The 19,648-nt window shown below is 62.9% G+C and carries 18 protein-coding genes; 5 read left to right on the plus strand and 13 right to left on the minus strand.

From position 1 onward, the window contains the following. Positions 1-4 precede the first annotated feature (4 nt). The 13 genes from M0814_RS15030 to cbiE all read right to left on the minus strand — a co-directional run bounded on the left by M0814_RS15030 (position 5) and on the right by cbiE (position 13,935). A complete protein-coding gene (locus M0814_RS15030; RefSeq protein ID WP_103485958.1) occupies positions 5-1,015 on the minus strand; it encodes an iron ABC transporter permease in 1,011 nt (336 codons plus the stop codon). Beyond that, complete coding sequence (locus M0814_RS15035; protein WP_103485959.1) at positions 1,012-1,959, minus strand: ABC transporter substrate-binding protein; 948 nt, start codon at positions 1,957-1,959, stop codon at positions 1,012-1,014. The genes M0814_RS15030 and M0814_RS15035 overlap by 4 nt, the downstream gene beginning before the upstream one ends. Next, on the minus strand, positions 1,956-2,744 hold the full coding sequence (locus M0814_RS15040) for an ABC transporter ATP-binding protein (RefSeq protein WP_103485960.1): 789 nt from the start codon (positions 2,742-2,744) through the stop codon (positions 1,956-1,958). The genes M0814_RS15035 and M0814_RS15040 overlap by 4 nt, the downstream gene beginning before the upstream one ends. A 114-nt stretch (positions 2,745-2,858) precedes the next feature. Next, positions 2,859-4,982, minus strand: a complete 2,124-nt coding sequence (locus M0814_RS15045; protein WP_103485961.1) for a TonB-dependent receptor — start codon at positions 4,980-4,982, stop codon at positions 2,859-2,861. A gap of 156 nt (positions 4,983-5,138) precedes the next feature. Further along, positions 5,139-6,512, minus strand: a complete 1,374-nt coding sequence (locus M0814_RS15050; RefSeq protein ID WP_103485962.1) for a PepSY domain-containing protein — start codon at positions 6,510-6,512, stop codon at positions 5,139-5,141. Between the two features lie 153 nt (positions 6,513-6,665). Further along, the gene (locus tag M0814_RS15055; protein ID WP_103485963.1) at positions 6,666-8,786 is read right to left on the minus strand and encodes a TonB-dependent copper receptor; all 2,121 of its coding nucleotides are present in this window, start codon (positions 8,784-8,786) and stop codon (positions 6,666-6,668) included. A gap of 85 nt (positions 8,787-8,871) precedes the next feature. Next, the gene (locus M0814_RS15060) at positions 8,872-9,318 is read right to left on the minus strand and encodes a DUF2946 domain-containing protein (protein ID WP_103485964.1); all 447 of its coding nucleotides are present in this window, start codon (positions 9,316-9,318) and stop codon (positions 8,872-8,874) included. Positions 9,319-9,339: 21 nt separating this feature from the next. Then, entirely contained in the window at positions 9,340-9,819 is a 480-nt protein-coding gene (locus M0814_RS15065) for a copper chaperone PCu(A)C (protein ID WP_103485965.1), read from the minus strand. A gap of 47 nt (positions 9,820-9,866) precedes the next feature. Continuing rightward, positions 9,867-10,265, minus strand: coding sequence for a DUF2946 domain-containing protein (locus tag M0814_RS15070; protein ID WP_003221242.1), 399 nt, complete (start codon positions 10,263-10,265; stop codon positions 9,867-9,869). Between the two features lie 97 nt (positions 10,266-10,362). Continuing rightward, positions 10,363-10,653 carry an addiction module antidote protein gene (locus tag M0814_RS15075; protein WP_003221244.1) on the minus strand — a complete coding sequence of 97 codons (291 nt, stop codon included), beginning with the start codon at positions 10,651-10,653 and terminating at the stop codon, positions 10,363-10,365. A 255-nt stretch (positions 10,654-10,908) separates the two neighbouring features. Beyond that, positions 10,909-11,637 carry a cobalt-precorrin-6A reductase gene (locus tag M0814_RS15080; protein ID WP_103485966.1) on the minus strand — a complete coding sequence of 243 codons (729 nt, stop codon included), beginning with the start codon at positions 11,635-11,637 and terminating at the stop codon, positions 10,909-10,911. Continuing rightward, complete coding sequence (locus tag M0814_RS15085; RefSeq protein WP_103485967.1) at positions 11,634-12,731, minus strand: cobalt-precorrin-5B (C(1))-methyltransferase; 1,098 nt, start codon at positions 12,729-12,731, stop codon at positions 11,634-11,636. The genes M0814_RS15080 and M0814_RS15085 overlap by 4 nt, the downstream gene beginning before the upstream one ends. Beyond that, positions 12,724-13,935: a precorrin-6y C5,15-methyltransferase (decarboxylating) subunit CbiE gene (gene cbiE, locus M0814_RS15090; protein WP_103485968.1), complete on the minus strand. Its 1,212-nt coding sequence runs from the start codon at positions 13,933-13,935 to the stop codon at positions 12,724-12,726. Before cbiE ends, M0814_RS15085 begins: the two co-directional genes overlap by 8 nt. 234 nt (positions 13,936-14,169) lie before the next feature. Here cbiE and M0814_RS15095 point away from each other — a divergent pair, with 234 nt between their 5' ends. The 5 genes from M0814_RS15095 to cobJ all read left to right on the plus strand — a co-directional run bounded on the left by M0814_RS15095 (position 14,170) and on the right by cobJ (position 19,322). Next, on the plus strand, positions 14,170-14,826 hold the full coding sequence (locus tag M0814_RS15095) for a hypothetical protein (protein ID WP_103485969.1): 657 nt from the start codon (positions 14,170-14,172) through the stop codon (positions 14,824-14,826). 147 nt (positions 14,827-14,973) lie between these two features. After that, entirely contained in the window at positions 14,974-16,272 is a 1,299-nt protein-coding gene (gene cobG / locus M0814_RS15100; protein ID WP_177434715.1) for a precorrin-3B synthase, read from the plus strand. Next, complete coding sequence (locus M0814_RS15105) at positions 16,265-16,891, plus strand: precorrin-8X methylmutase (protein ID WP_003221256.1); 627 nt, start codon at positions 16,265-16,267, stop codon at positions 16,889-16,891. Before cobG ends, M0814_RS15105 begins: the two co-directional genes overlap by 8 nt. After that, on the plus strand, positions 16,891-17,622 hold the full coding sequence (locus tag M0814_RS15110; protein ID WP_097089950.1) for a precorrin-2 C(20)-methyltransferase: 732 nt from the start codon (positions 16,891-16,893) through the stop codon (positions 17,620-17,622). Before M0814_RS15105 ends, M0814_RS15110 begins: the two co-directional genes overlap by 1 nt. Beyond that, positions 17,622-19,322 (plus strand): precorrin-3B C(17)-methyltransferase, encoded by a 1,701-nt coding sequence (gene cobJ, locus M0814_RS15115; protein WP_103485971.1) that lies wholly within the window; start codon positions 17,622-17,624, stop codon positions 19,320-19,322. The genes M0814_RS15110 and cobJ overlap by 1 nt, the downstream gene beginning before the upstream one ends. Positions 19,323-19,648: the final 326 nt, after the last annotated feature.

Consider the following 19,648-nt stretch of genomic DNA (forward strand, 5'->3'; position numbering starts at 1 on the left):
TGTGTCAGCGGCGGCGCATCAGGCCGATGAAGAACAGGCCGCCGATAGCCGCAGTGGCAACGCCGATGGGCAGGTCTTCCGGCGCGATCAGGGTTCGCGCGGCGACGTCGACCCAGACCAGAAACAGGCTGCCGAGCAGTACGCAGGCCGGCAGCAGTCGCCGGTGTTCGGCACCGACCAGACGCCGGGCAATGTGCGGCACCATCAGCCCGACAAAACCGATCGAGCCGCTGATCGACACCAGCACCCCGGTCATCAAGGACGCGATCACAAACACCCGCAGGCGCACCGCGCGGGCATTCAGGCCGAGGGTCACGGCGGTCTGTTCGCCGGCCATCAAGGCGTTCAACGGTCGGGCCATGCCCAGCAGCAAACCGAGGCCGAGCAACACGCTCAGCGCCGGCACCGCCAGCAACTCCCAACGCGCCAGGCCGAGGCCGCCGAGCATCCAGAACATCACCGCCGAGCTGGCGCGATGGTCGCCCATGAACAGCAGCAGATTGGCGATTGCCATCATCACGAATGACACCGCCACGCCGCACAGCAGCAACCGGTCGCTGTCGAGCCGACCCTGACGGTTGGCTATGCCCAGCACCAGAAACATGCTCAGCAACGCACCGATGAATGCGGCAATCGGCAAGGTCAGCAGGCCGACGATTTCACCGATGTGCAGCACCACGATCACGGCGCCGAGGGTCGCGCCGGAGGTGACGCCAAGCAGGTGCGGATCGGCCAGTGGATTGCGCGTCACCGCTTGCAGCACCGCGCCGATCAACGCCAGCCCGGCGCCGACCAACGCCCCGAGCAACATGCGCGGCACACGGATCAGCCAGACGATGTGTTCCTGCCCGGCGCTCCAGCTCACCTCGCCGAGACCGAAGGCCTTGTGCAGGAGAATCCGCCACACCACGTCCACCGGCACCCGCGCCGGGCCGAATCCCAGCGACACCACGCACGACACCAGCAACACGGCGCCGAGGGCGGTCAACAACAGGGCGTAGCGCCGGTCGATCATTCGCCGTGGAACCCCTTGGCCAGGGTTTCCACCGCCAGCACGTTATCGATCCCCGGCGTGGCCTGCACGTAGGGGATGACGATGAAACGCTGGTTCTTGATCGCATCCACCGATTGCAGCGCCGGGTTCTTCAGCAGGAATTCGATCTTCTGCTCGGCGGTGATTTCGCTGTAATCGACGATCACGATCACCTGTGGATTGCGTTCGACCACAGTCTCCCAATTGACCCGGGTCCAGCTTGCTTCGACGTCGTCGAGAATGTTGCGCCCGCCGGCCGCGTCGATCAGCGCTTGCGGCATGCCGAGGCGGCCGGAAGTCATGGCGCGGTCTTCGCCGCTGTCGTAGAGAAACACGCGTGGCTTGTCGGCGGGCAGATCTTTGCGGATTTCGGCGACCTGTTGCTGCATGTCGGCGATCAGTGCGTTGGCGCGATCCTGCACGTCGAAAATCTTCCCGAGGTTGCGCAGGTCGTTATAGGTGTCGTCCAGCGTCGCCGCCGGGCGTTTCATCACGAAGGCGCAGGACTCGGTCAGCTCATACACGTTGATGCCCAGCGGTTGCAGGGTCTGCGGGGTGAGATCGCCGCCGACGCGCATGCCGTAATCCCAGCCGGCGAAGAAGAAATCGACGTTGGCGTTGAGCAGGGTTTCCACCGACGGATATTTCGCGGCCAGTTCCGGCAAGCCGTCGAGCAGCGACTGCATCGCGGGCGTCACCGACTTCCAGCCACTGACGCCGCTGTACCCGGCCATGCGCGATTTGAGGCCGAGGGCGAGCATCATCTGGGTCATGTTGATGTCGTGACTGACCGCGTGTTTCGGCGCCTCCTTGAAGGTCACTTCGCGGTTGCAGCTATGGATGGTCAGCGGGTACTGCGTGGCCTCGGCGAAGGCCTGGGCACTGCACAACAAAAGAGCGACGCAAAGCAGGGAACGCACAGTCATGGTCGGGTTATCCAGGTGATTCGCGGGTAGTCGTGGAGGGGGTGGGAGTCGATCAACGCTTCGACGCCGAACACGTCGCGCAGCAGCTCGGCGGTCAGTACTTGCTGCGGCGTGCCGCTGGCGACGATCCGTCCGTGGTTGATCACGTACAGTCGGTCGCAGAAGGCGGCCGCGAGGTTCAGGTCGTGGATGCTGGCGAGGGTGCCGATCTGCAGGCGTTTGACCAGTTGCAGCAGCTCGAGCTGATAACGCGGGTCGAGATGGTTGGTCGGCTCGTCGAGGATCAGCAGTTGCGGTTGCTGGGTCAGGGCGCGGGCAAGGATCACCCGCTGTTTTTCACCGCCGGACAGCGTGGCGAAAGCATGGTCTTCGAAGCCGTCGAGACCGACGGATGTGAGCGCTTGCGTCGCCAGCTGTCGATCTTCCAGCGTGTCGCCATCGAACAGGCCTTTGTGCGGCGTGCGGCCCATGGCGACCACTTCTTCGACGGTCAGGCCAAAGGCATCGGGGAACTCCTGGAGGACCACGGCGATGCGTTTTGCGCACCAGCGTGATGACTGCTTCCACACGTTGTGGTGATCGAGTCTGACCTCACCGCTTTCCGGCTGACTGAAGCGATAGGCGCACCGCAGCAGGCTGGTCTTGCCGCTGCCGTTGGGGCCGATCAGCCCGACGAACTCACCGGCAGCCACCTGCAACGAAGCGTCACGCAGCTGGAACTGGTGATGGCAGTGGCCGTGGCCCAGAGGTGTCCAGGCGAGGTTGGTGAGGTTTAGCGAGGTCATGCTTCTACTCTGAAATATCTGGCGTTGCTGATGACGCCTTCGCGAGCAAGCCCGCTCCCACAGTTGATCGCGTTTCAATGTGGGAGCGGGCTTGCTCGCGAAGAGGGCCATGAATCAAAAGGTGTAATCGGCCGTGACGAAGAACGATCTCGGTTCGCCGAGAATCCACTGCCGGCCCTCATTGTATTGGCTTTGTGCGTACTGGCGGTCAAACAGATTGTTCACCTGCAGGCCCAGCGTGGTGTTGCGCAGGGCTTGCCACGACAGCGTTGCATCGACCACGGTGTAACTCGGCAGCTCGTTGCGATTGGCCATGTCGGCGTAACGCGCATCGACATAACGCACGCCGGCGCCGGCCTGCAGGTCATCGCTGAGGTTTTTGTTCAGCCACAGATTGGCCGTTCGACGCGGCACATCCACCGGGCGATTGCCGTTGTACGACAGGGTTTGCCCGTTGACCACTTCGGAGAAGTCATCGTACTTGGCTTTCACAATCGCCGCGTTGGCCTGCAGTTGCCAGGCGTGCGGCAGTTGCAGATCGAGGCTGGCTTCCAGGCCGTTGGACGATTGCTGGCCGACTTGCTGCTTGAGCGTCGGGTTGCCCGGATCGTCGGTCAGCAGTTTCTTTTTGACGATGCGATAGGCCGCCAAGGTGAACTCGCCGCGCTGATCCCAGAACAACTGCTTCATGCCGATTTCCGTCTGCCGCGCGGTCGACAGGTCGTATTGCTGCTGGCTCGGGCTCAGAGAAATCAAGCCACCGATGCCGTCGGTGCTGGTCGCGACCTGACCGTAGAAAGAAGTCTGTGGTGTCAGCGCGAACACCAGTCCGGCCTTCCAGTTGTTGCCGGTCAGGGTCTTGTCGCTCTGGCTGCCATCGACCAGGTTGTTGCGATCCACATGCACGTAATCACGGCGCACGCCGGTCACCAGCGACCAGCGCTCGCTCAGTTGCGTGCGGTTTTCAGCGAACACTGACATCTGTCTGGTGGTGCTGTCGAACTGGTCGCGGTACGGGTTGGCGCTTTCGAAATAGCCCGGTTGCGGGTGATACAGATCCAGCGCCTGACCGTTCGGCAGCACATCGTTGAACGGCGAGTTGCTGTTGAGCTGGAAACGGATGCGGTTGTAATCGACGCCGGTCACGGTCTGGCTGTCGAGGCCGAACAGCGAGTGTTTGAAGGTGAAGGTCTGGCGGTCGCCGACCTGCTCTTGCTGGTGGCCAATGCCGAAGTAGCCGCTGCGGCTGAGCTGTTGCGTGGCGGTGTCGAAGTTGTAGTTCTCGGCGTTCTGCCAGCGGCGCTGGGCCTTGAGGTAGTACAGCTCGTTGCTGGCACTGACCGCGTCGTTGATCTGCCAATCGCTGGTCAGGCGCGTCCACTGATCGTTGTAGTGCTGCTGGTCGTCACGCACGTTGTAGTTCTTGTTACGCAGGCTGTCTTTCAATTGGCCGTTGATCAACGGCGTGCCGAAGTAGTTCTGCGGACGCTGGTCGCCATAGTCGTGGGCGAGGGTGAAGGTCAGGTCGTCGGTGGCTTGCCAGCGCAGGGCGGCGCTGATGAAGTCGCTTGAAGAATCACCGCGATCGATCCAGCCGTTGCTGCGCAGACGATTGAGATTGAGGCGATAGCTCAGGGTGTCGCTCAGCGAGCCGCCGCTGTCGAACGCCTGTTGCTGGCTGTCGTAGGAACCGTAGCCGACGCGCAGGTGGTTTTCGATTTCACCCTCGAACGGTTTTTTCGGGATCACGTTGACCACCGCACCGGTCGCGCCTTCGCCGTACAGCACCGAGGCCGGGCCGCGCAGTACGTCGACGCGCGCTACCGACCAGGTGTCGACCGGAAAGGTCACGGTGCCCATGCCGGTGTACATCCGGTTGCCGTCATACAACTGCATCACCGAACTCTGCCCGGTAAAGCCGCGTGCCTGCAACGAGGTGCCACCATCGCCCGGGGTGCCGGTGCGGCTGATGCCGGTGCTGCGTGAAACGGCGTCCTGCACGCTGCGATCGCCACGGGCGCGCACCTGCTCGCCGCTGAGGCTTTCGACGCTGGCCGGGGTTTCCATGGCCGTCAGGTTCAGGCGCGAACCAGCGGTGGTCGGTGTGGTCAGGCTGATACTTTCTTCGTCAACCGCAGGCGCGGAGATGGTGCCGGTGGGCAGCGTCAGCGGCTGGCTGTCGGCGTTGGCGTTGTTCAGGGCGAACAGGCAGAGGCTGGACAAGAGGTACTTGTTCATCGGGGCGGTGAATCACTTCTTCAAAAGAAAGCCCGCAACTTGTGGTTGCGGGCAGAGTGGCCTATTTGTGTTACACAGTAACACTAAAAAATGCCGGAGTTTAAGCCCCGGCAGTTTAAAGATCTGTCTAAAACGCGCATCTCGCCTGCTTCACGATCAAGTTGAGGCAGATTCAACTTGCCGGCCGAGTCGCGAGAAAATCAGACGATCCAGCAACCACACCAGCACCAGCGAAGCCCCCACCAGCGGAAAAATCACCGCCAGCGCGAGCATGATCGCCACCCCGGTTTTCCACTTCGGCAGGTCATGGCGCAGCGGCGGCACGCCGAATTTGCCCTGCGGACGACGCTTCCACCAGATCACCACACCGCTGACGGCGCTGAGCAGAATCATCAGGCAGATCAGCAGCACGACAATCTGGTTGAAGGTGCCGAACATCTTGCCTTCGTGGAGCATCACGCCGATTTCCGTGGCCCGCGCCACCGCGCCGTACTGCTCGAAACGCACATCGGCGAGGACCTTGCCGGTGTACTGATCGACATGCAGGGTCGCATCGTTACGCGGGTCGTCGGCAAACACGGCGATGGTGAACACACCGGTCGCGGTGGTTGGCAGGGTGATGCTGTAGCCGGGTTCGACCTTGCGTTCAACGGCAATGTTCTGCACGTCTTGCAGGCTGATCGCGGGTGCGGCGGGACCGTGCTGCATGCCGCCGTGGGCCATGTGTTCGGCGTGGTCGCCGGACATCGGCATCGGCGTGTTTTCCATCGCCCATGGCACGGTCTGACGCGCGGCATTGTTCAGGCTGCCGGCCTCGACGTCGGAGGTCGGCACGTTGTTCCACATCGCGGCCGGGAACACGTTCCACACCTGGGCGTACTGCTTGCCCCAGAAGCCGGTCCAGGTCATGCCGCTGAGCAGCATCACCAGCAGCAATGCTGCGCCCCAGAACCCGGTGACCGCGTGCAGATCACGCCATATCACGCGACCGCGACTGTTCAGGCGAGGCCACAGAATCCCCGCTGCCTGACCGCGCGGCCACCACAGAAAGACCCCCGATACCACCAGCACCACACCCCAACCGGCGGCGAGTTCGATCAGGCGATCACCCACCGTGCCGATCATCAATTCGCCGTGAATGGCGCGGGCGATGGCTTGCAGATTTTTCTTTGCATCCTGCTCGCCGAGGATGTCGCCGTGGTACGGATCGATGAATACGTTGAGTTCATGGCCGGCGTTTTTCACCACGAACTGCGCGCTGCGTTCGGCGTTGGCCGGCGGCAGGTACTGGGTGATCTGACCCTGTGGATAAGCGCTCTTGACCCGTTGCAGCAGCTCATCGGCCGGCACCGTGTGATGCCCGGCCGGGACGTTGAGCAGGCTGCTGTACATCAGTGAGTCGAGTTGCGGTTTGAACAGGTAGATGATGCCGGTCAGGGCCAGCATCACCATGAAGGGCGCGACGAACAATCCGGCATAGAAATGCCAGCGCCAGGCCAGGTTGTAGAAATTCGCTTTGGGCTTTTGCATCACGTGTGCTCCGCTTGGCTTGGATCTTTTAGTTGTTCTGCAACCCTTGTGGGAGCGAGCTTGCTCGCGAAGGCGTCGTATCAGGCTGCATCTATGTTGGATGTGCCGTCCCCTTCGCGAGCAAGCTCGCTCCCACAGGGTGGGATTTGACTGTTAGAAACTCATATCGACCTTGGTCCAGAGCGTGCGCCCCGGTTCGTTGATCGCTTGCGGGTCGTTGGCCGGGTAGCCGAAACCGGCGTTACCGGCCAGGTTCAGGTGCTCGGCGTAAGCCTTGCCGAACAGGTTGTCGACGCCGGTGCTGACCTTCCAGTTTTTGTTGATCCGGTAGGCGCCGTTGAGCGAGAACACGCCAAAGCCGCCGCTCTTGTCGTAGTCCTTGCCGACCACGTTGCCCTTGTTCTGGTCGATGCGGTTTTGCGCCGCGACCACACGCCACAGCGCCCCGGCGCTCCAGTTGTCTTCGCTGTAGGTCAGGCCGAAGCGCGCATCCAGTGGCGGCATTTGTGGCAGGGCCTTGCCGTCGCTGCTGTTCTTGCCCCAGGCGTAGGCCAAGGTCGCATCGGCTTTCCAGTGCTCGGTGAGTTTGTACGCCGCGCCCAATTCGCCACCCATGATCCGTGCGTCGATGTTCTCGGCACGGGAGTTGCTCATGCCCATCATCGTCGGCGTGTAGTCGAACAGGATGTAATCGCGCACCACGCCGATGTAGCCCGAGGCCCAGGCTTCGAGTTCGGCGGTCTTGTAGTTCACGCCGAAGTCGAACTGGGTGGTCTTCTCCGGTTTGATCGAGTCGAACGCATTCAGCGAGCCGACCGGGCCAGACGTCGCTGAAAACAGCTCCCAGTAATCCGGGAAGCGCTGCGCGTGGCCGAGGCCGGCGTACAGCGTGGCCGGGCTGTCAGCCAGGTCATGCTCGTAACGCACGAAGCCGCTTGGCAGGGTGTCGGCGCGGGTCTCGCCGGCGGTCGGGTTGGGGCTGCTCATCATTCCCGAACCGATGCTCTGCCGGTAATCCCTGGCCGAAGCGCGGTCGACCCGAGCGCCAGTGATCAGGCGATCACGGTCGGCGGCGTACCAGGTCATTTCGCTGAACACGCCATAGTTATAGAAGTCGGCGTCCTTGGTGTACGGCTGGTCCTTGTAGGTGTCGATGCCCATGCCGCTGCGCTGGCGGTGCTCGTTGGTCTGCGCATCGAGGCCGGTGATCAGCTGGATGTCGGCCCAGCGCCAAGTCGCCTTGATCCGCGCGCCGAGGGTGCGACGGTCGACGTTGGAGGCCATGGGACCGGCCATCATCCCGGTGCCGGACGGCGTGCGCAGGGTGTAGTTGTCCATCACGTGGTCGGCGTAGTTGTAGTAGACCTGTGCTTCGAGTTTTTCCAACACGTCAGTGATGTTGGATTTTTCGAAGCGCAGGCCGAGGCTTTCGCGCAGGAACTGCGAACCGTCCATGCCGCGTCCGGCGTAGCGTGCTTCGCCGTCGCCCTTGCCGGCCGTCAGTTCGATCAGGGTGTCGGCGTCCGGGGTCCAGCCGACGGCGATGTCACCGTTCCACTTGTCGTAGCGCGACGGCACAGTGTCGTTGTTGCCGTCGCGATAGTCGTCGGAGTGCGCGGTGTTGCCGATCACTCGCACATAGCCCAAAGGCCCGCCGGCAGCAGCGTCGACAACCTTGTCGAAGCGTCCGTTGGAGCCGGCCAGCACGCTGGCATTCACCCGTGTGCCGAGCTCGCCGAAGCTTTCCGGTTCACGGTCGAACAGCACCGTGCCGGCCGAGGCACCCGGCCCCCAGAGCACGGTTTGCGGGCCTTTGATCACCGTGAGCTTGTCGTAGGTTTCCGGCGAGATGTAGGAGGTCGGCGCGTCCATGCGGCCGGGGCAGGCGCCGAGCAACATGCTGCCGTTGGTGAGAATGTTCAGCCGCGAACCGAACATCCCGCGCAGCACCGGATCACCGTTGGTGCCGCCGTTGCGCACCAGGGCGAAGCCGGGAATGGTCTTCAGGTAATCGCCGCCGTCACTGGCCGGCACCGGTTGGCGCGGGTCCTTGGGGTTGGTGACGATGGTCAGCGGCGAGCTCGGGGCGATCGCGGTGATCACCGTTGGACTCAGTTCTTCGTTGTGCCCGGCGTGGTCATCGGCCAACACCAGCGGGGACAGCAGGACGCCGCAAAGGACGGCGATGGCGTGCGAGAAACGAATGCGCGATTCGTTCAAGGCAAAGGACGCCCGAGCAGCGCTCAAACGTGGAACAGCAGAAAACCTGGACATGACAATTTCCATCAAACAGTCGTAAACGACACGGCCGGCAGCCTGAAGCTGTCTTCTCAACCGTGTGCAATCAAAGGTGCGGTGTTTACGCGGCGATGGGTGGGGCGCGGGTACGGGCGCCGGGAAAGAAGGTCTGCCGGGCATGGCCCAGACGCGGGGAGGGTGGAGTGAAAGTGTTGACGTGGGCGATGCTGAACGTGGCGAAAGTGCCGCCACCGGTCAGCGCCGGGCAGTTGAACAGCAGGCTGCAATAACCGCATTTTTCCCACAGGGCGTGGTGTGAGGATTGCGGCGGACAGTGTTCGGCAGCCGGTTGTGCACCGTGCTTGGCGTGATCCATGCCCGGCATGGTCATCGACATGTCCATGGGCATCGCCATGGAAGTCGAGGCGTGCTGATCCATCGGCATCGACTGAGAAATCAGCGGGCCGATGAAGATCATCAACATGGCGAACAGGGCGATCCAGCTACCGCGGGTCAGAGTCTGGCTCTGGCGATGCAGGCGGGACGCCCCGGCGCGTTGCGGGCGCACGGGCGTGGTCAGCCGGATCGGTTACTGGGCGTGATCGTGTGCCTGGGTTTCTTGCGGAGGTTTCTTCTGCACCGCGACCTCGACGGTGACGTCACCGGCCTTCTCGAAATGCAGGGTCAGCGGGAAGCGTTTGCCGTCGCTGAGCAGACTGCGGTCTTTCGGGTTGAGCAGCATCACGTGATAGGCCATCGGTGCGAACGTCACCGTGCCGCCGGCAGGAATCACCACGTCGGGCACCTGCTGCATTTTCATCAGGTCGCCCTGCATCACATGCTCGTGCAGTTGCGCTTCGGCGGTGATCGGCGAGTCGACGCTGAGCAGGCGGTCGTCGGTCTTGCCGGGATTGCTGATCACGAAATAAGCCGCGACGGTCGGCGCGTTGGGCGGCAGCTCCTGCGACCAAGGATGAGCGATTTCCAGCTCGCCGGCCTTGTATTCGTGGGCATGGGCGAAGCACGCAGGCAGCAACAGCGCAGCGATGACGATGAGTTTGTTCAACATGGCAGTTCTCCGGAACGATGTGAAACGCAGGTCAATTGCGAGACAGATCAGACCAGAGGCGAGGCGCGGGGGTTGAGGCTCGGCCATTGCTGGCGCGGTGTCGGTGTTTGCAACGAGGGCGGCGCCACGCTGCGATTGCTTTCGTAGCGGGCGAAATACAGCTGCGGCGTATGGCCCGGCAACGCCACCAGCGGCGCGGAACCCGAGCAACACCAGCAATGCTGCATGTTGGAATGGCTGTCGTTAGACGGGGCTTTCTGCTCCGTGGTGCCGATGTTGATCGCCACCATCTTCGTCCCGCTACCGGTGCAGAAACTGCTCCACAGCAACTGTTCGGCCGGTGAATTGGCCGCCTGCGCCATCGCCCCGGTCATCGGCATGGCGAGCATGTTGAACAGCACTGCGAAGCAGGCGATCCAGGCAAATGCGAGCCGGTGTCGGTTCATGGGACAGATCCGTTGGGTGGGCGATCAGGCGCGGCTATTTAGCCTGATCAGGGCCGATAAGTAAAAAGGCGTCGTGCGGTTTGGTGTCGCAGATCAATCAAACCGCGACGGCGTGCAATCTCAAACCCAAAGCCTTCATGACCTTCATGATAGTTGCGAATTCGGGGTTACCAGTGCTGCTCAGCGCTTTATACAGACTTTCACGACCCAGGCCGGCATCACGTGCCACCTGTGTCATGCCCTGGGCTCGGGCTATGTCATTCAATGCTGCACGAATGAGCACGCCATCGCCTTCATCATCGTCAAAGCAAGCGTCCAGATAAGCCGCCATGTCCTCGGGGGTTTTAAGGTACTCGGCGGCGTCGAAACGGGTGAATTTTTCGGTCATCGCAATGTTCACCTTTGGGCTCAAAAGCGGTGAGCATAAAACCGGGTATTTAGTGCAGACAGTCAGTGTTTCTTTAAATGGTTGTACGTAGCGTCCGGTTTAGCTGTAGGGCGCTGGAGAGAGGATTACAGTACCGGCGCCTTCGCGAGCAAGCCCGCTCCCACAGGAGCCCTGGCATACACAAACTATGCGGTCGCCGCCGACCACTGTGGGAGCGGGCTTGCCCGCGAAGGCGTACTCGAGATCTGCGCTTGGTTAAAGTCGGGTGAAGGCGGCAAGGGCAGCGAGGACTTCAGCCGTCGTCACAAACTCCCGATCAACTCCCGGCAACACCGGCCGCTTCAGCACCATCACCGACACTCCCAACTCCCGCGCCACTTCCAGTTTCGGCTCGGTGGCGGTGCTGCCGCTGTTCTTGCTGATCAGCACGTCGATCTGCCGGCGTTCGAACAGTGCGCGTTCTTCTTCAAGCAGAAATGGCCCACGGGCGCCGATGACTTCGCAGCGTTCGTTGCCGGGGTAGACGTCGAGGGCGCGCAGGGTCCAGAACTGGTTGGCGGGGATTTCGTCGAGGTGTTGCAGCGGTTCGCGGCCGAGGGTGAACAGCGGGCGGCGGAACGGTTTGAGGGCTTCGCTCAGTTCGGCCCAGTCGCTGACTTCACGCCAGTCATCGCCCGGTTGCGGCTGCCACGCGGGGCGGCGTAAGGCCCAGCAGGGGATGCCGGACAGTTGCGCGGCGCGGGCGGCGTTGTGGCTGATTTGTGCGGCGTAGGGGTGAGTGGCGTCGAGCAGCAGGTCGATGCCTTCAGCGCCAATGAACTGCGCCAGACCTTCGGCCCCGCCGTAGCCGCCGACCCGCACCTGGCAGCTCAGATCAGTTGGCACCCGGCCCATGCCCGCCAGGCTGTAAATGTGTTCTGGCCCCAGCGTGCGGGCGATGGCCAGCGCTTCGGTGACGCCACCGAGCAACAGAATACGTTTCATGCAAAACCTCCGGCATGGCCGACGATGCCGCCCTGCCGATCAATCGCAAACACCTCGACCTGCACCTGCGCCGGCACCACGCTGCGGGCGAAATTCAGCGCGTGGCGGCAGACCTCATCGCCGAGGGCAATGCCCGTCGCGCTGGCTATCGCCAAGGCCTGCTGGCTGGTGTTCGCTTCACGAATGCTCTGCTGCAACGCCTGATCAGCGCCAATCGCCGCAGCCCATTCAGCCAGTTGCGGCAGGTCGATACTCGAATGCCGCGAGTGCAGATCCATGTGCCCGGCCGCCAGTTTGCTGATCTTGCCAAAGCCGCCGCACAGGCTGAGTTTATCCACCGGCACTTTGCGCAGATGCTTGAGCACCGCGCCGACAAAGTCGCCCATTTCGATCAGGGCGATTTCCGGCAGGTCGTAGACCCGGCGCATGGTGTCTTCGCTGGCGTTGCCGGTGCACGCGGCGATGTGCAGATAGCCGTTGGTTTTGGCCACGTCGATGCCCTGATGGATCGAGGCGATGTACGCCGCGCAGGAAAACGGCCGGACGATGCCGCTGGTGCCGAGGATCGACAGGCCGCCAAGAATGCCCAGGCGCGGGTTCATGGTTTTCAGCGCCAGCGCCTCGCCGCCCTCGACATTGACGGTGATCTCGAAACCGCCGCCATAACCGCTTTCGGCGGCGAGCAGGCTCAGGTGATCGCTGATCATCTTGCGCGGCACCGGGTTGATCGCCGGCTCACCAACCCCGAGCACCAATCCCGGCCGGGTCACGGTGCCGACGCCTGCGCCCGCGATGAAGCGAATCCCCGGCTCGGCCAGCAGCCGCACTTGCGAATAGAGCAGCGCACCGTGCGTTACGTCTGGGTCGTCGCCCGCGTCCTTGATCGTCCCGGCCTCGGCGCCGTCGGCGGTCAAGCGGCAGAACTCCAGGCGCATCTGCACTTGCTTGCCTTTGGGCAAAACGATCTGCACTGCATCCGCCGACATGCCGCCAAGCAGCAGGCGTGCCGCAGCGAGGCTGGTGGCGGTGGCGCAGCTGCCGGTGGTCAGGCCGCTGCGCAGCGGGGCGGGTTGTTCGGCTGTTTCGTCACGCATCGAAGGGTTTGACCAGGTCCAGCAGGGTGATCGGCAGCGCCTGACGCCAAGTGTCGAACTCGCCCAGCGGTTGCGCCTGGGCGACATGGATACGGGTCAGTTCGCCGCCATGGCGTTCGCGCCAGTTCATCAGGGTGACTTCGCTTTGCAGGGTCACGGCGTTGGCTACCAGTCGGCCACCGGGCTTGAGTTGATCCCAGCAGGTTTCAAACACGCCTTCACGGGTCACGCCGCCGCCGATGAAGACCGCGTCGGGTCGCTCCAGCCCGGCAAGTGCCTGCGGCGCACGGCCACGCACCAATTGCAGACCGGGTACGCCCAGCGCGTCGCGGTTGTGTTCGATCAAGGCCTGTCGGCCTGCGTCCGCCTCGATGGCGATGGCGCGGCAGCTGGGGTGTGCGCGCATCCATTCGATGCCGATCGAGCCGCAACCGCCGCCGACATCCCACAGCAGTTCGCCGGGGATCGGCGCGAGGCGGGCGAGGGTGATGGCGCGTACATCGCGTTTGGTCAGTTGGCCGTCGTGCTGGAATGCCGAGTCGGGCAGTCCGGCCAGACGCGACAGACGCGGTGCCTGCGCATCGGCCAGGCATTCGATGGCGATCACATTCAGATCGGCAATCGTTGGTTCATTCCAGTCATTGGCAGTACCGTCGATGCGCCGCTCGGCGTCGCCGCCCAAGTGCTCCAGAACGCTCAGGCGACTGCCACCAAAACCGCGCTCACGCAGCAGCGCCGCGACTGCCGCCGGACTTTGTCGGTCATTGCTCAGCAACAACAGGCGCACCCCGCTGAACAGGTGCGCATTGAGTGCTGCCAGCGGCCGTGCGACCAGCGACAGTGTCACGACATCCTGCAACGGCCAGCCGAGGCGTGCAGCGGCCAGCGAACAGGAGGATGGCGCCGGCAGGATCAGCATCTCGGCGCTCGGCACATGGCGCGCAAGGCTGGCGCCGACGCCATAGAACATCGGGTCACCGCTGGCCAGCACGCACACGGCTTCGCCGCGCTGCTCCAGTACCGGCGCGAGGGAAAACGGGCTCGGCCACAATTCGCGTTTGCCGCGAATACACACCGGCAGCAAGTCCAGTTGCCGCTGGCCGCCGATGATCCGCGAAGCAGCCAGCAGGGCGCGCCGGGCGTTTTTGCCCAGGCCCTTGAAGCCGTCTTCACCGATTCCCACAACCGTCAGCCAGGGTGTCATGCCGTTCCTTAATTCAGGGTAGATCTTCAAGGGCGGCATGATAACGCGGCTGCCGGCATCTGACGCAGGTCTGTCGTCGCGGCGTGTTGACAGCGGCACGGAAACTTGATGTTGAGCAAAAGTACTTTGTTCAACGAGTGTTTTTGTTAGTTTGGTTCAAGTCAGCACTTGTGAGTAAGTCTGGCACCATAAAACCTATAACTTTAAATCAATGCCAAGTTGGCAGGAGATGATATGGATATCAGTTCCAGTACACGTTCAAATCAGCATAATGCAATGGCCGTTAACAATATGTTATTCACCGGCCTGGAAGGTCGGGCCGAGGCCGATAACAACTTTGTGAAGAACTGCATTTATCTCGCGCAGATCAAGGCGGACAGTGTTTATAACAGCAACACTCAGCCGGCGCAGTGGTTCGATCATTTTGCCGGGGTCCTCTGGTCGTACGACTGGGTCCCTGAGGAGCAACCGGCGGTGCTGGTCCGGACGGAGTTTTCGGGAAGTGTGCAGGAGGCATGGCGGCGGTTGGCAGCACCCTTGCTCGCGCGCTCTCAATTAGAGCAGGTTGAAACAGGGCTGAAAGCGCTGGAAAAAGACGCAGCACTGCTACAAAGGTTTACCGCCCTGAGTGGCAAAACCTTCACTTCGCATATTTTGCCGGTCAGCCAGAACGCCAGCGGCGAACTGGTCGTGGTGCTCAGCCATATCCGCTTTATCAAGTTGGTATTGAGTACCAACTATCTGTTCTGGCAGGTTCATCAGCCGATGTCGCAACTGGACATCCGCGCCAGAAAACTGGTGATCACGCGCCGGGCGATGGATGCCAGACGGGCAAGCGTGGAGCAAGCCATTCGCAAGAGTGCGTCCAGATTTGAGGAATACGAGCTCTGAGGCAGCGCCAGGCGGTGAGATTTGCAGCCTGGCTGCAGTTTCCGACCGGCAGGCATTTTCATGCGCTTGGGCAAAGCAGGCATAATGGCGACCTTTCGCCCACCACAGCGCTGCCAGCCAGCCGGTCATCCCTTGAACGAACGCCCTATGTCCACCGCTTTACGCCCCTCGGCTTGCCCGGGGTTGCTGCGTATTGTCCAGGCGCTGGACGGCGGCATCTGCCGGATCAAGCTCAATGGCGGCTCGATCAGTGCCGATCAGGCTGACGCGGTGGCCGATGCCGCCGAGCGTTTCGCCAGTGGCGCGATCGAAGCGACCAACCGCGCCAATCTGCAGATTCGCGGCATTGGTAAGCAGTCCGCGGCATTGATCGAAAGCTTGCTGACCGCCGGCCTGGGGCCGCAAACCGCTGCGGGCGACGATGTGCGCAACCTGATGCTCAGCCCGAGTGCCGGCATCGATCGGCAACTGCAATTCGACACTCGGCCACTGGCGGAGCAGATTCTGGCGACCCTGCAAACGCATCCCCGTTTTCACGAGTTGAGCGCCAAGTTTGCCGTGCAACTGGACGGCGGAGAGGCATTGGCGATGCTCGAACATCCGCATGATCTGTGGCTGTCGGCGTTCGAACGTGACGGTGAAATGCTCCTGGCGTTCGGTCTGGCTGGCTGCCCGACGGATCGTGCGGTCGGCGCCGTGACCGTGGAAAACGGCCATGCGCTGGTGGTCGCGGTGCTGGAATTGTTCCTTGAACTGGCTCGGCCGGAGCAGACGCGCATGCGCCACTTGCTCGATGAATGGCCGACGCTGGCCTTTCTCGAACAGTTGCGCGAACGCGTGGCGATCAAAGCCGCCATTGCCCGACAGCGCACGCCGCTGGCGGATGCGCTGCACATCGGTGTGCACGCGCAAAACGCTGACGACCGGGTGTATATCGGCGCGGTGCCGGCGCTCGGCCGTCTCGATCCGGCCATGCTGCGTGGTGCGGCCCGATTGGCCCGTGAGTTCGGTGATGGCAGCCTGCGTTTCACCCCTTGGCAAAGTCTGCTGTTGCCGAACGTGAAGTCCACCGACGCTGCGCAAGTCCTGCAACACCTGGCGCAATTGCACTGGCTGACGGAGGCCGGCGATCCGTTGTCCCGGCTGATCGCCTGCACCGGCTCCAGCGGCTGCGGCAAAGGCCTGGCCGATACCAAACACGACGCCCGGCGGCTGGCGACGCTATTGCCACAGGCGCAGAGCGTGCACCTGTCCGGTTGCCCGCGCTCTTGCGCGGCGGCCCATCGCACACCGGCGACTTTGCTGGCGGTCAGCCCCGGTCACTATGACCTCTATTTTCGCGATGCAACGCTGCCGGGTTTCGGCACGCTGCACGCACGCAACCTTACTATTGAAGCGGCCGCGATTCTGCTCGACGCCCGCTCACGGAGCCCCCTTGATGCTTGATTACATCCGCGACGGTCAGGAGATCTATCGCAACTCCTTCGCGATCATTCGCAGCGAGGCCAATCTGGCGCGCATCCCGGCCGATCTGGAAAAACTCGCGGTGCGGGTGATCCACGCCTGCGGCATGGTCGAGGCGGTCGATGGTCTGCAGTTCTCCGAGGGCGCCGGCAAGGCCGGACGCGATGCGCTGGCGGCCGGTGCGCCGATTCTCTGTGATGCGCGGATGGTGTCCGAAGGCGTGACCCGTGCGCGTTTGCCGGCGAACAACCCAGTGATCTGCACCCTGCGCGACGACAGCGTGCCGGAGCTGGCCCGCGAGTTGGGCAACACCCGTTCGGCGGCGGCGCTGGAGCTGTGGCGTCCGCACCTGGAAGGCAGCGTGGTGGTGATCGGCAACGCGCCGACAGCACTGTTCTATCTGCTGGAAATGCTCGATGCCGGCGCACCGAAACCGGCACTGATCCTTGGTTTCCCGGTGGGCTTCGTCGGCGCCGCCGAATCGAAAGCGGCCCTGGCGGCGGACAGTCGTGGCGTACCGTTCGTGATCATGCAGGGCCGGCTCGGCGGCAGCGCCATGGCCGCCGCAGCGGTGAACGCCCTCGCCACGGAGATCGAATGATGCAGGCCAAGGGACGTCTGATCGGCCTCGGCGTGGGCCCCGGTGATCCGGAACTGATTACCGTCAAAGCCCTGCGCCTGCTGCGCGAATCGCCGGTGGTGGCGTACTTCGTCGCCAAGGGCAAGAAGGGCAATGCGTTCGGCATCATCGAAGCGCACCTGCAGGACGCGCAGAATCTGCTGCCGCTGGTGTACCCGGTGACCACCGAAGTGCTGCCGGCGCCGCTGTCTTATGAACAAGTCATCAGCGACTTCTACGATGACGCCGCCGAAGAAGTCGCGGCGCATCTGGACGCCGGGCGCGACGTCGCGGTGATCTGTGAAGGCGACCCGTTCTTCTACGGTTCCTACATGTATCTGCATGATCGGTTGTCTACGCGCTACGAAGCCGAAGTGGTGCCGGGCGTGTGCTCGATGCTCGGCGGCGCCTCGGTGCTCGGCGCGCCGCTGGTGTATCGCAACCAGAGCCTGTCGGTGCTCTCCGGCGTGTTGCCGCATGAGGATCTGAAGCGACGTCTGGCCGACGCCGATGCGGCGGTGATCATGAAGCTGGGGCGCAACTTTCCCAAAGTTCGTGCGGTACTCGAAGAACTCGGTCTGGCCGAGCGGGCGCTGTACGTCGAACGCGCGACCATGGCCAATCAGAAGATCGTGCCGCTGGATCAGGTCGAGCCGATGTCCTCGCCGTACTTCTCGCTGATCATCGTCCCGGGCGAACGGTGGCAAGGTTGATGACGCCATCCACACCGGCCATTGTCATCCTTGGACAGGGCGCACTCGCCACCGCGCGACGGATCCAGCAGTTGTATCCGACGGCGCAGATCCACGGCCTCGCCGGACGCGTCGAAGGTGCCGACTGCAGCTATCAGGAATTCGGTGCGACCCTGCGTGAACTGTACCAGCAGGACGCGCCGATCATTGCCTTGTGCGCTGCCGGCATTGTCATTCGCACCCTGGCGCCGTTGCTGCTGGAGAAGGGCGCTGAACCGGCAGTACTCGCCGTTGCCGAAGACGGCAGCGCCGTGGTGCCGCTGCTCGGCGGCCTCGGCGGGGTGAATGTCATGGCCCGGGAAATCGGCGCCGCATTGCAGGTCGCAGCGGCGATCACCACCAGTGGCGAATTGCGTTTTGGCACTTGCCTGCTCAACCCACCCAGCGGGTATGCGCTGGCGGATCTGGAGCTGGGCAAGCGTTTCGTTTCCGATCTGCTGGCCGGGCACAGCGTGCGCATCGAAGGCGCCGCGCCGTGGCTGGATCAGGCGCAGTTGCCGCAAGACCCGCAGGCGCAGCGCTCGATTCATGTCGGCAGTGCCGAGCGTGTCGCCAGCGCCAACGAGTTGCTGATCTATCCGCGCAGCGTGGCGGTGGCCGTGAGCGCGCAGCTAGATGATCTGCCGAATGCCGTGCGTGCCGCGTTGCAGCAGGCCGGGGTTGCGCAGCAGTCGCTGGCCTGTCTGCTGGCGGCTGACACTGAAATGGCCTCGGCCAGACTGCGTGAAGCGGCCCTCGAACTGGGTGTGCCGCTGCGCTTTGTCGCGGCGCAAAAAGACCTCGGCGAGCTCGCTCGTCAGGCACTGCCACGGGCCACGATCAGCAGTGCCAACGGTCTGGCGATTGCCCTCGCCGAGCAGCCGCTGGAGGTCGCGCAGATCGGTCGTCAGCGTGGGCGCCTGGCGGTGATCGGCCTCGGCCCCGGCGCTGCCGAATTGATGGTGCCTGCGGTCAAGGCGGAACTGGCGCGGGCCACCGATGTGCTCGGTTACGAAACCTATGTGCGCATGGCCGGCCCGTTTCGCGACGATCAGGTGCAGCATTGCACCGACAACCGCGAAGAAATGCAGCGCGCCCGCCACGCCTTCCGGCTGGCAGCCGAGGGCCGTTCGGTGATCGTCGTCTCGTCCGGCGACCCCGGCGTGTTCGCCATGGCCGCAGCGGTGCTTGAAGCGTTGCACGAGTCGAGCGATCCGGCCTGGCACAGCGTCGAACTGGAAATCCTGCCGGGGGTATCCGCCTCGCTCGCCACGGCTGCGCAAGCGGGTGCGCCGCTGGGGCATGACTTCTGCGTGATGTCGCTGTCGGACAACCTCAAGCCGTGGTCGATCATCGAGAAGCGTCTGGATCTGGCGTCCGCAGCCGATCTGGCCCTGGCCTTCTACAACCCGATCTCCCGGGCGCGTCCGTGGCAACTGGGCCGGGCCCTGGAAATCGTCGCGCAGCATCGCAGCGCGGCGACGCCAGTGGTGTTGGGGCGCGACATTGGCCGGCCGGGGCAAACCCTGCGCGTGACCACGCTGGGGCAACTGACCCCCGATCAGGTGGACATGCGCACCATGGTGTTGATCGGTTCCTCGACCACTTGCACCTTTGCCAAAGCGGACGGTGGCGAGTGGGTCTACACGCCGCGTTGGTACGGCGAAAAGCCGCAGTCGTGAGTGCTGGCGAGGGAGCGTGCTCCCTCGCCATAGCCGATGTCCCGCGTGGATTCTGCGAAATGCTCCGCGTCTGACTTTTCAACCTGACTTGTACGATTTGCTCCGCGTCTGCGTGAGAGCTTTCCTGTTACTTACATTCTGTCCGACTTATCCTGAATCCTCTAAGACCTGTACCAAAGTTCAAACCGAGGTAATGACGGGACTTGGTAAGTTGCGTTGATTCATAACGGGGTTACCAGCAATAACTTGTTGCTGTTACAGGTGTTGCCAGTTGTTTTTTAGTTGTCTGTTTTGACATGTATTGAATGTTTTGCAGTTTGAGCCCT

The organism is Pseudomonas sp. MWU12-2020 (genome assembly GCF_023100605.1).
GTDB lineage: Bacteria > Pseudomonadota > Gammaproteobacteria > Pseudomonadales > Pseudomonadaceae > Aquipseudomonas > Aquipseudomonas fluorescens_H.

Excerpts from the sequence above, each read along its gene's own strand:
- M0814_RS15045 (WP_103485961.1), bottom strand. The coding sequence starts at position 4,982 with ATGAACAAGTACCTCTTGTCCAGCCTCTGCCTGTTCGCCCTGAACAAC.
- cobJ (WP_103485971.1), top strand. The coding sequence starts at position 17,622 with ATGACGCCATCCACACCGGCCATTGTCATCCTTGGACAGGGCGCACTC.
- M0814_RS15110 (WP_097089950.1), top strand. The coding sequence starts at position 16,891 with ATGCAGGCCAAGGGACGTCTGATCGGCCTCGGCGTGGGCCCCGGTGAT.
- M0814_RS15095 (WP_103485969.1), top strand. The coding sequence starts at position 14,170 with ATGGATATCAGTTCCAGTACACGTTCAAATCAGCATAATGCAATGGCC.
- M0814_RS15080 (WP_103485966.1), bottom strand. The coding sequence starts at position 11,637 with ATGAAACGTATTCTGTTGCTCGGTGGCGTCACCGAAGCGCTGGCCATC.
- M0814_RS15050 (WP_103485962.1), bottom strand. The coding sequence starts at position 6,512 with ATGCAAAAGCCCAAAGCGAATTTCTACAACCTGGCCTGGCGCTGGCAT.
- M0814_RS15075 (WP_003221244.1), bottom strand. The coding sequence starts at position 10,653 with ATGACCGAAAAATTCACCCGTTTCGACGCCGCCGAGTACCTTAAAACC.
- M0814_RS15030 (WP_103485958.1), bottom strand. The coding sequence starts at position 1,015 with ATGATCGACCGGCGCTACGCCCTGTTGTTGACCGCCCTCGGCGCCGTG.
- M0814_RS15040 (WP_103485960.1), bottom strand. The coding sequence starts at position 2,744 with ATGACCTCGCTAAACCTCACCAACCTCGCCTGGACACCTCTGGGCCAC.
- cobG (WP_177434715.1), top strand. The coding sequence starts at position 14,974 with ATGTCCACCGCTTTACGCCCCTCGGCTTGCCCGGGGTTGCTGCGTATT.
- M0814_RS15035 (WP_103485959.1), bottom strand. The coding sequence starts at position 1,959 with ATGACTGTGCGTTCCCTGCTTTGCGTCGCTCTTTTGTTGTGCAGTGCC.
- M0814_RS15055 (WP_103485963.1), bottom strand. The coding sequence starts at position 8,786 with ATGTCCAGGTTTTCTGCTGTTCCACGTTTGAGCGCTGCTCGGGCGTCC.
- M0814_RS15085 (WP_103485967.1), bottom strand. The coding sequence starts at position 12,731 with ATGCGTGACGAAACAGCCGAACAACCCGCCCCGCTGCGCAGCGGCCTG.
- M0814_RS15065 (WP_103485965.1), bottom strand. The coding sequence starts at position 9,819 with ATGTTGAACAAACTCATCGTCATCGCTGCGCTGTTGCTGCCTGCGTGC.
- cbiE (WP_103485968.1), bottom strand. The coding sequence starts at position 13,935 with ATGACACCCTGGCTGACGGTTGTGGGAATCGGTGAAGACGGCTTCAAG.
- M0814_RS15070 (WP_003221242.1), bottom strand. The coding sequence starts at position 10,265 with ATGAACCGACACCGGCTCGCATTTGCCTGGATCGCCTGCTTCGCAGTG.
- M0814_RS15105 (WP_003221256.1), top strand. The coding sequence starts at position 16,265 with ATGCTTGATTACATCCGCGACGGTCAGGAGATCTATCGCAACTCCTTC.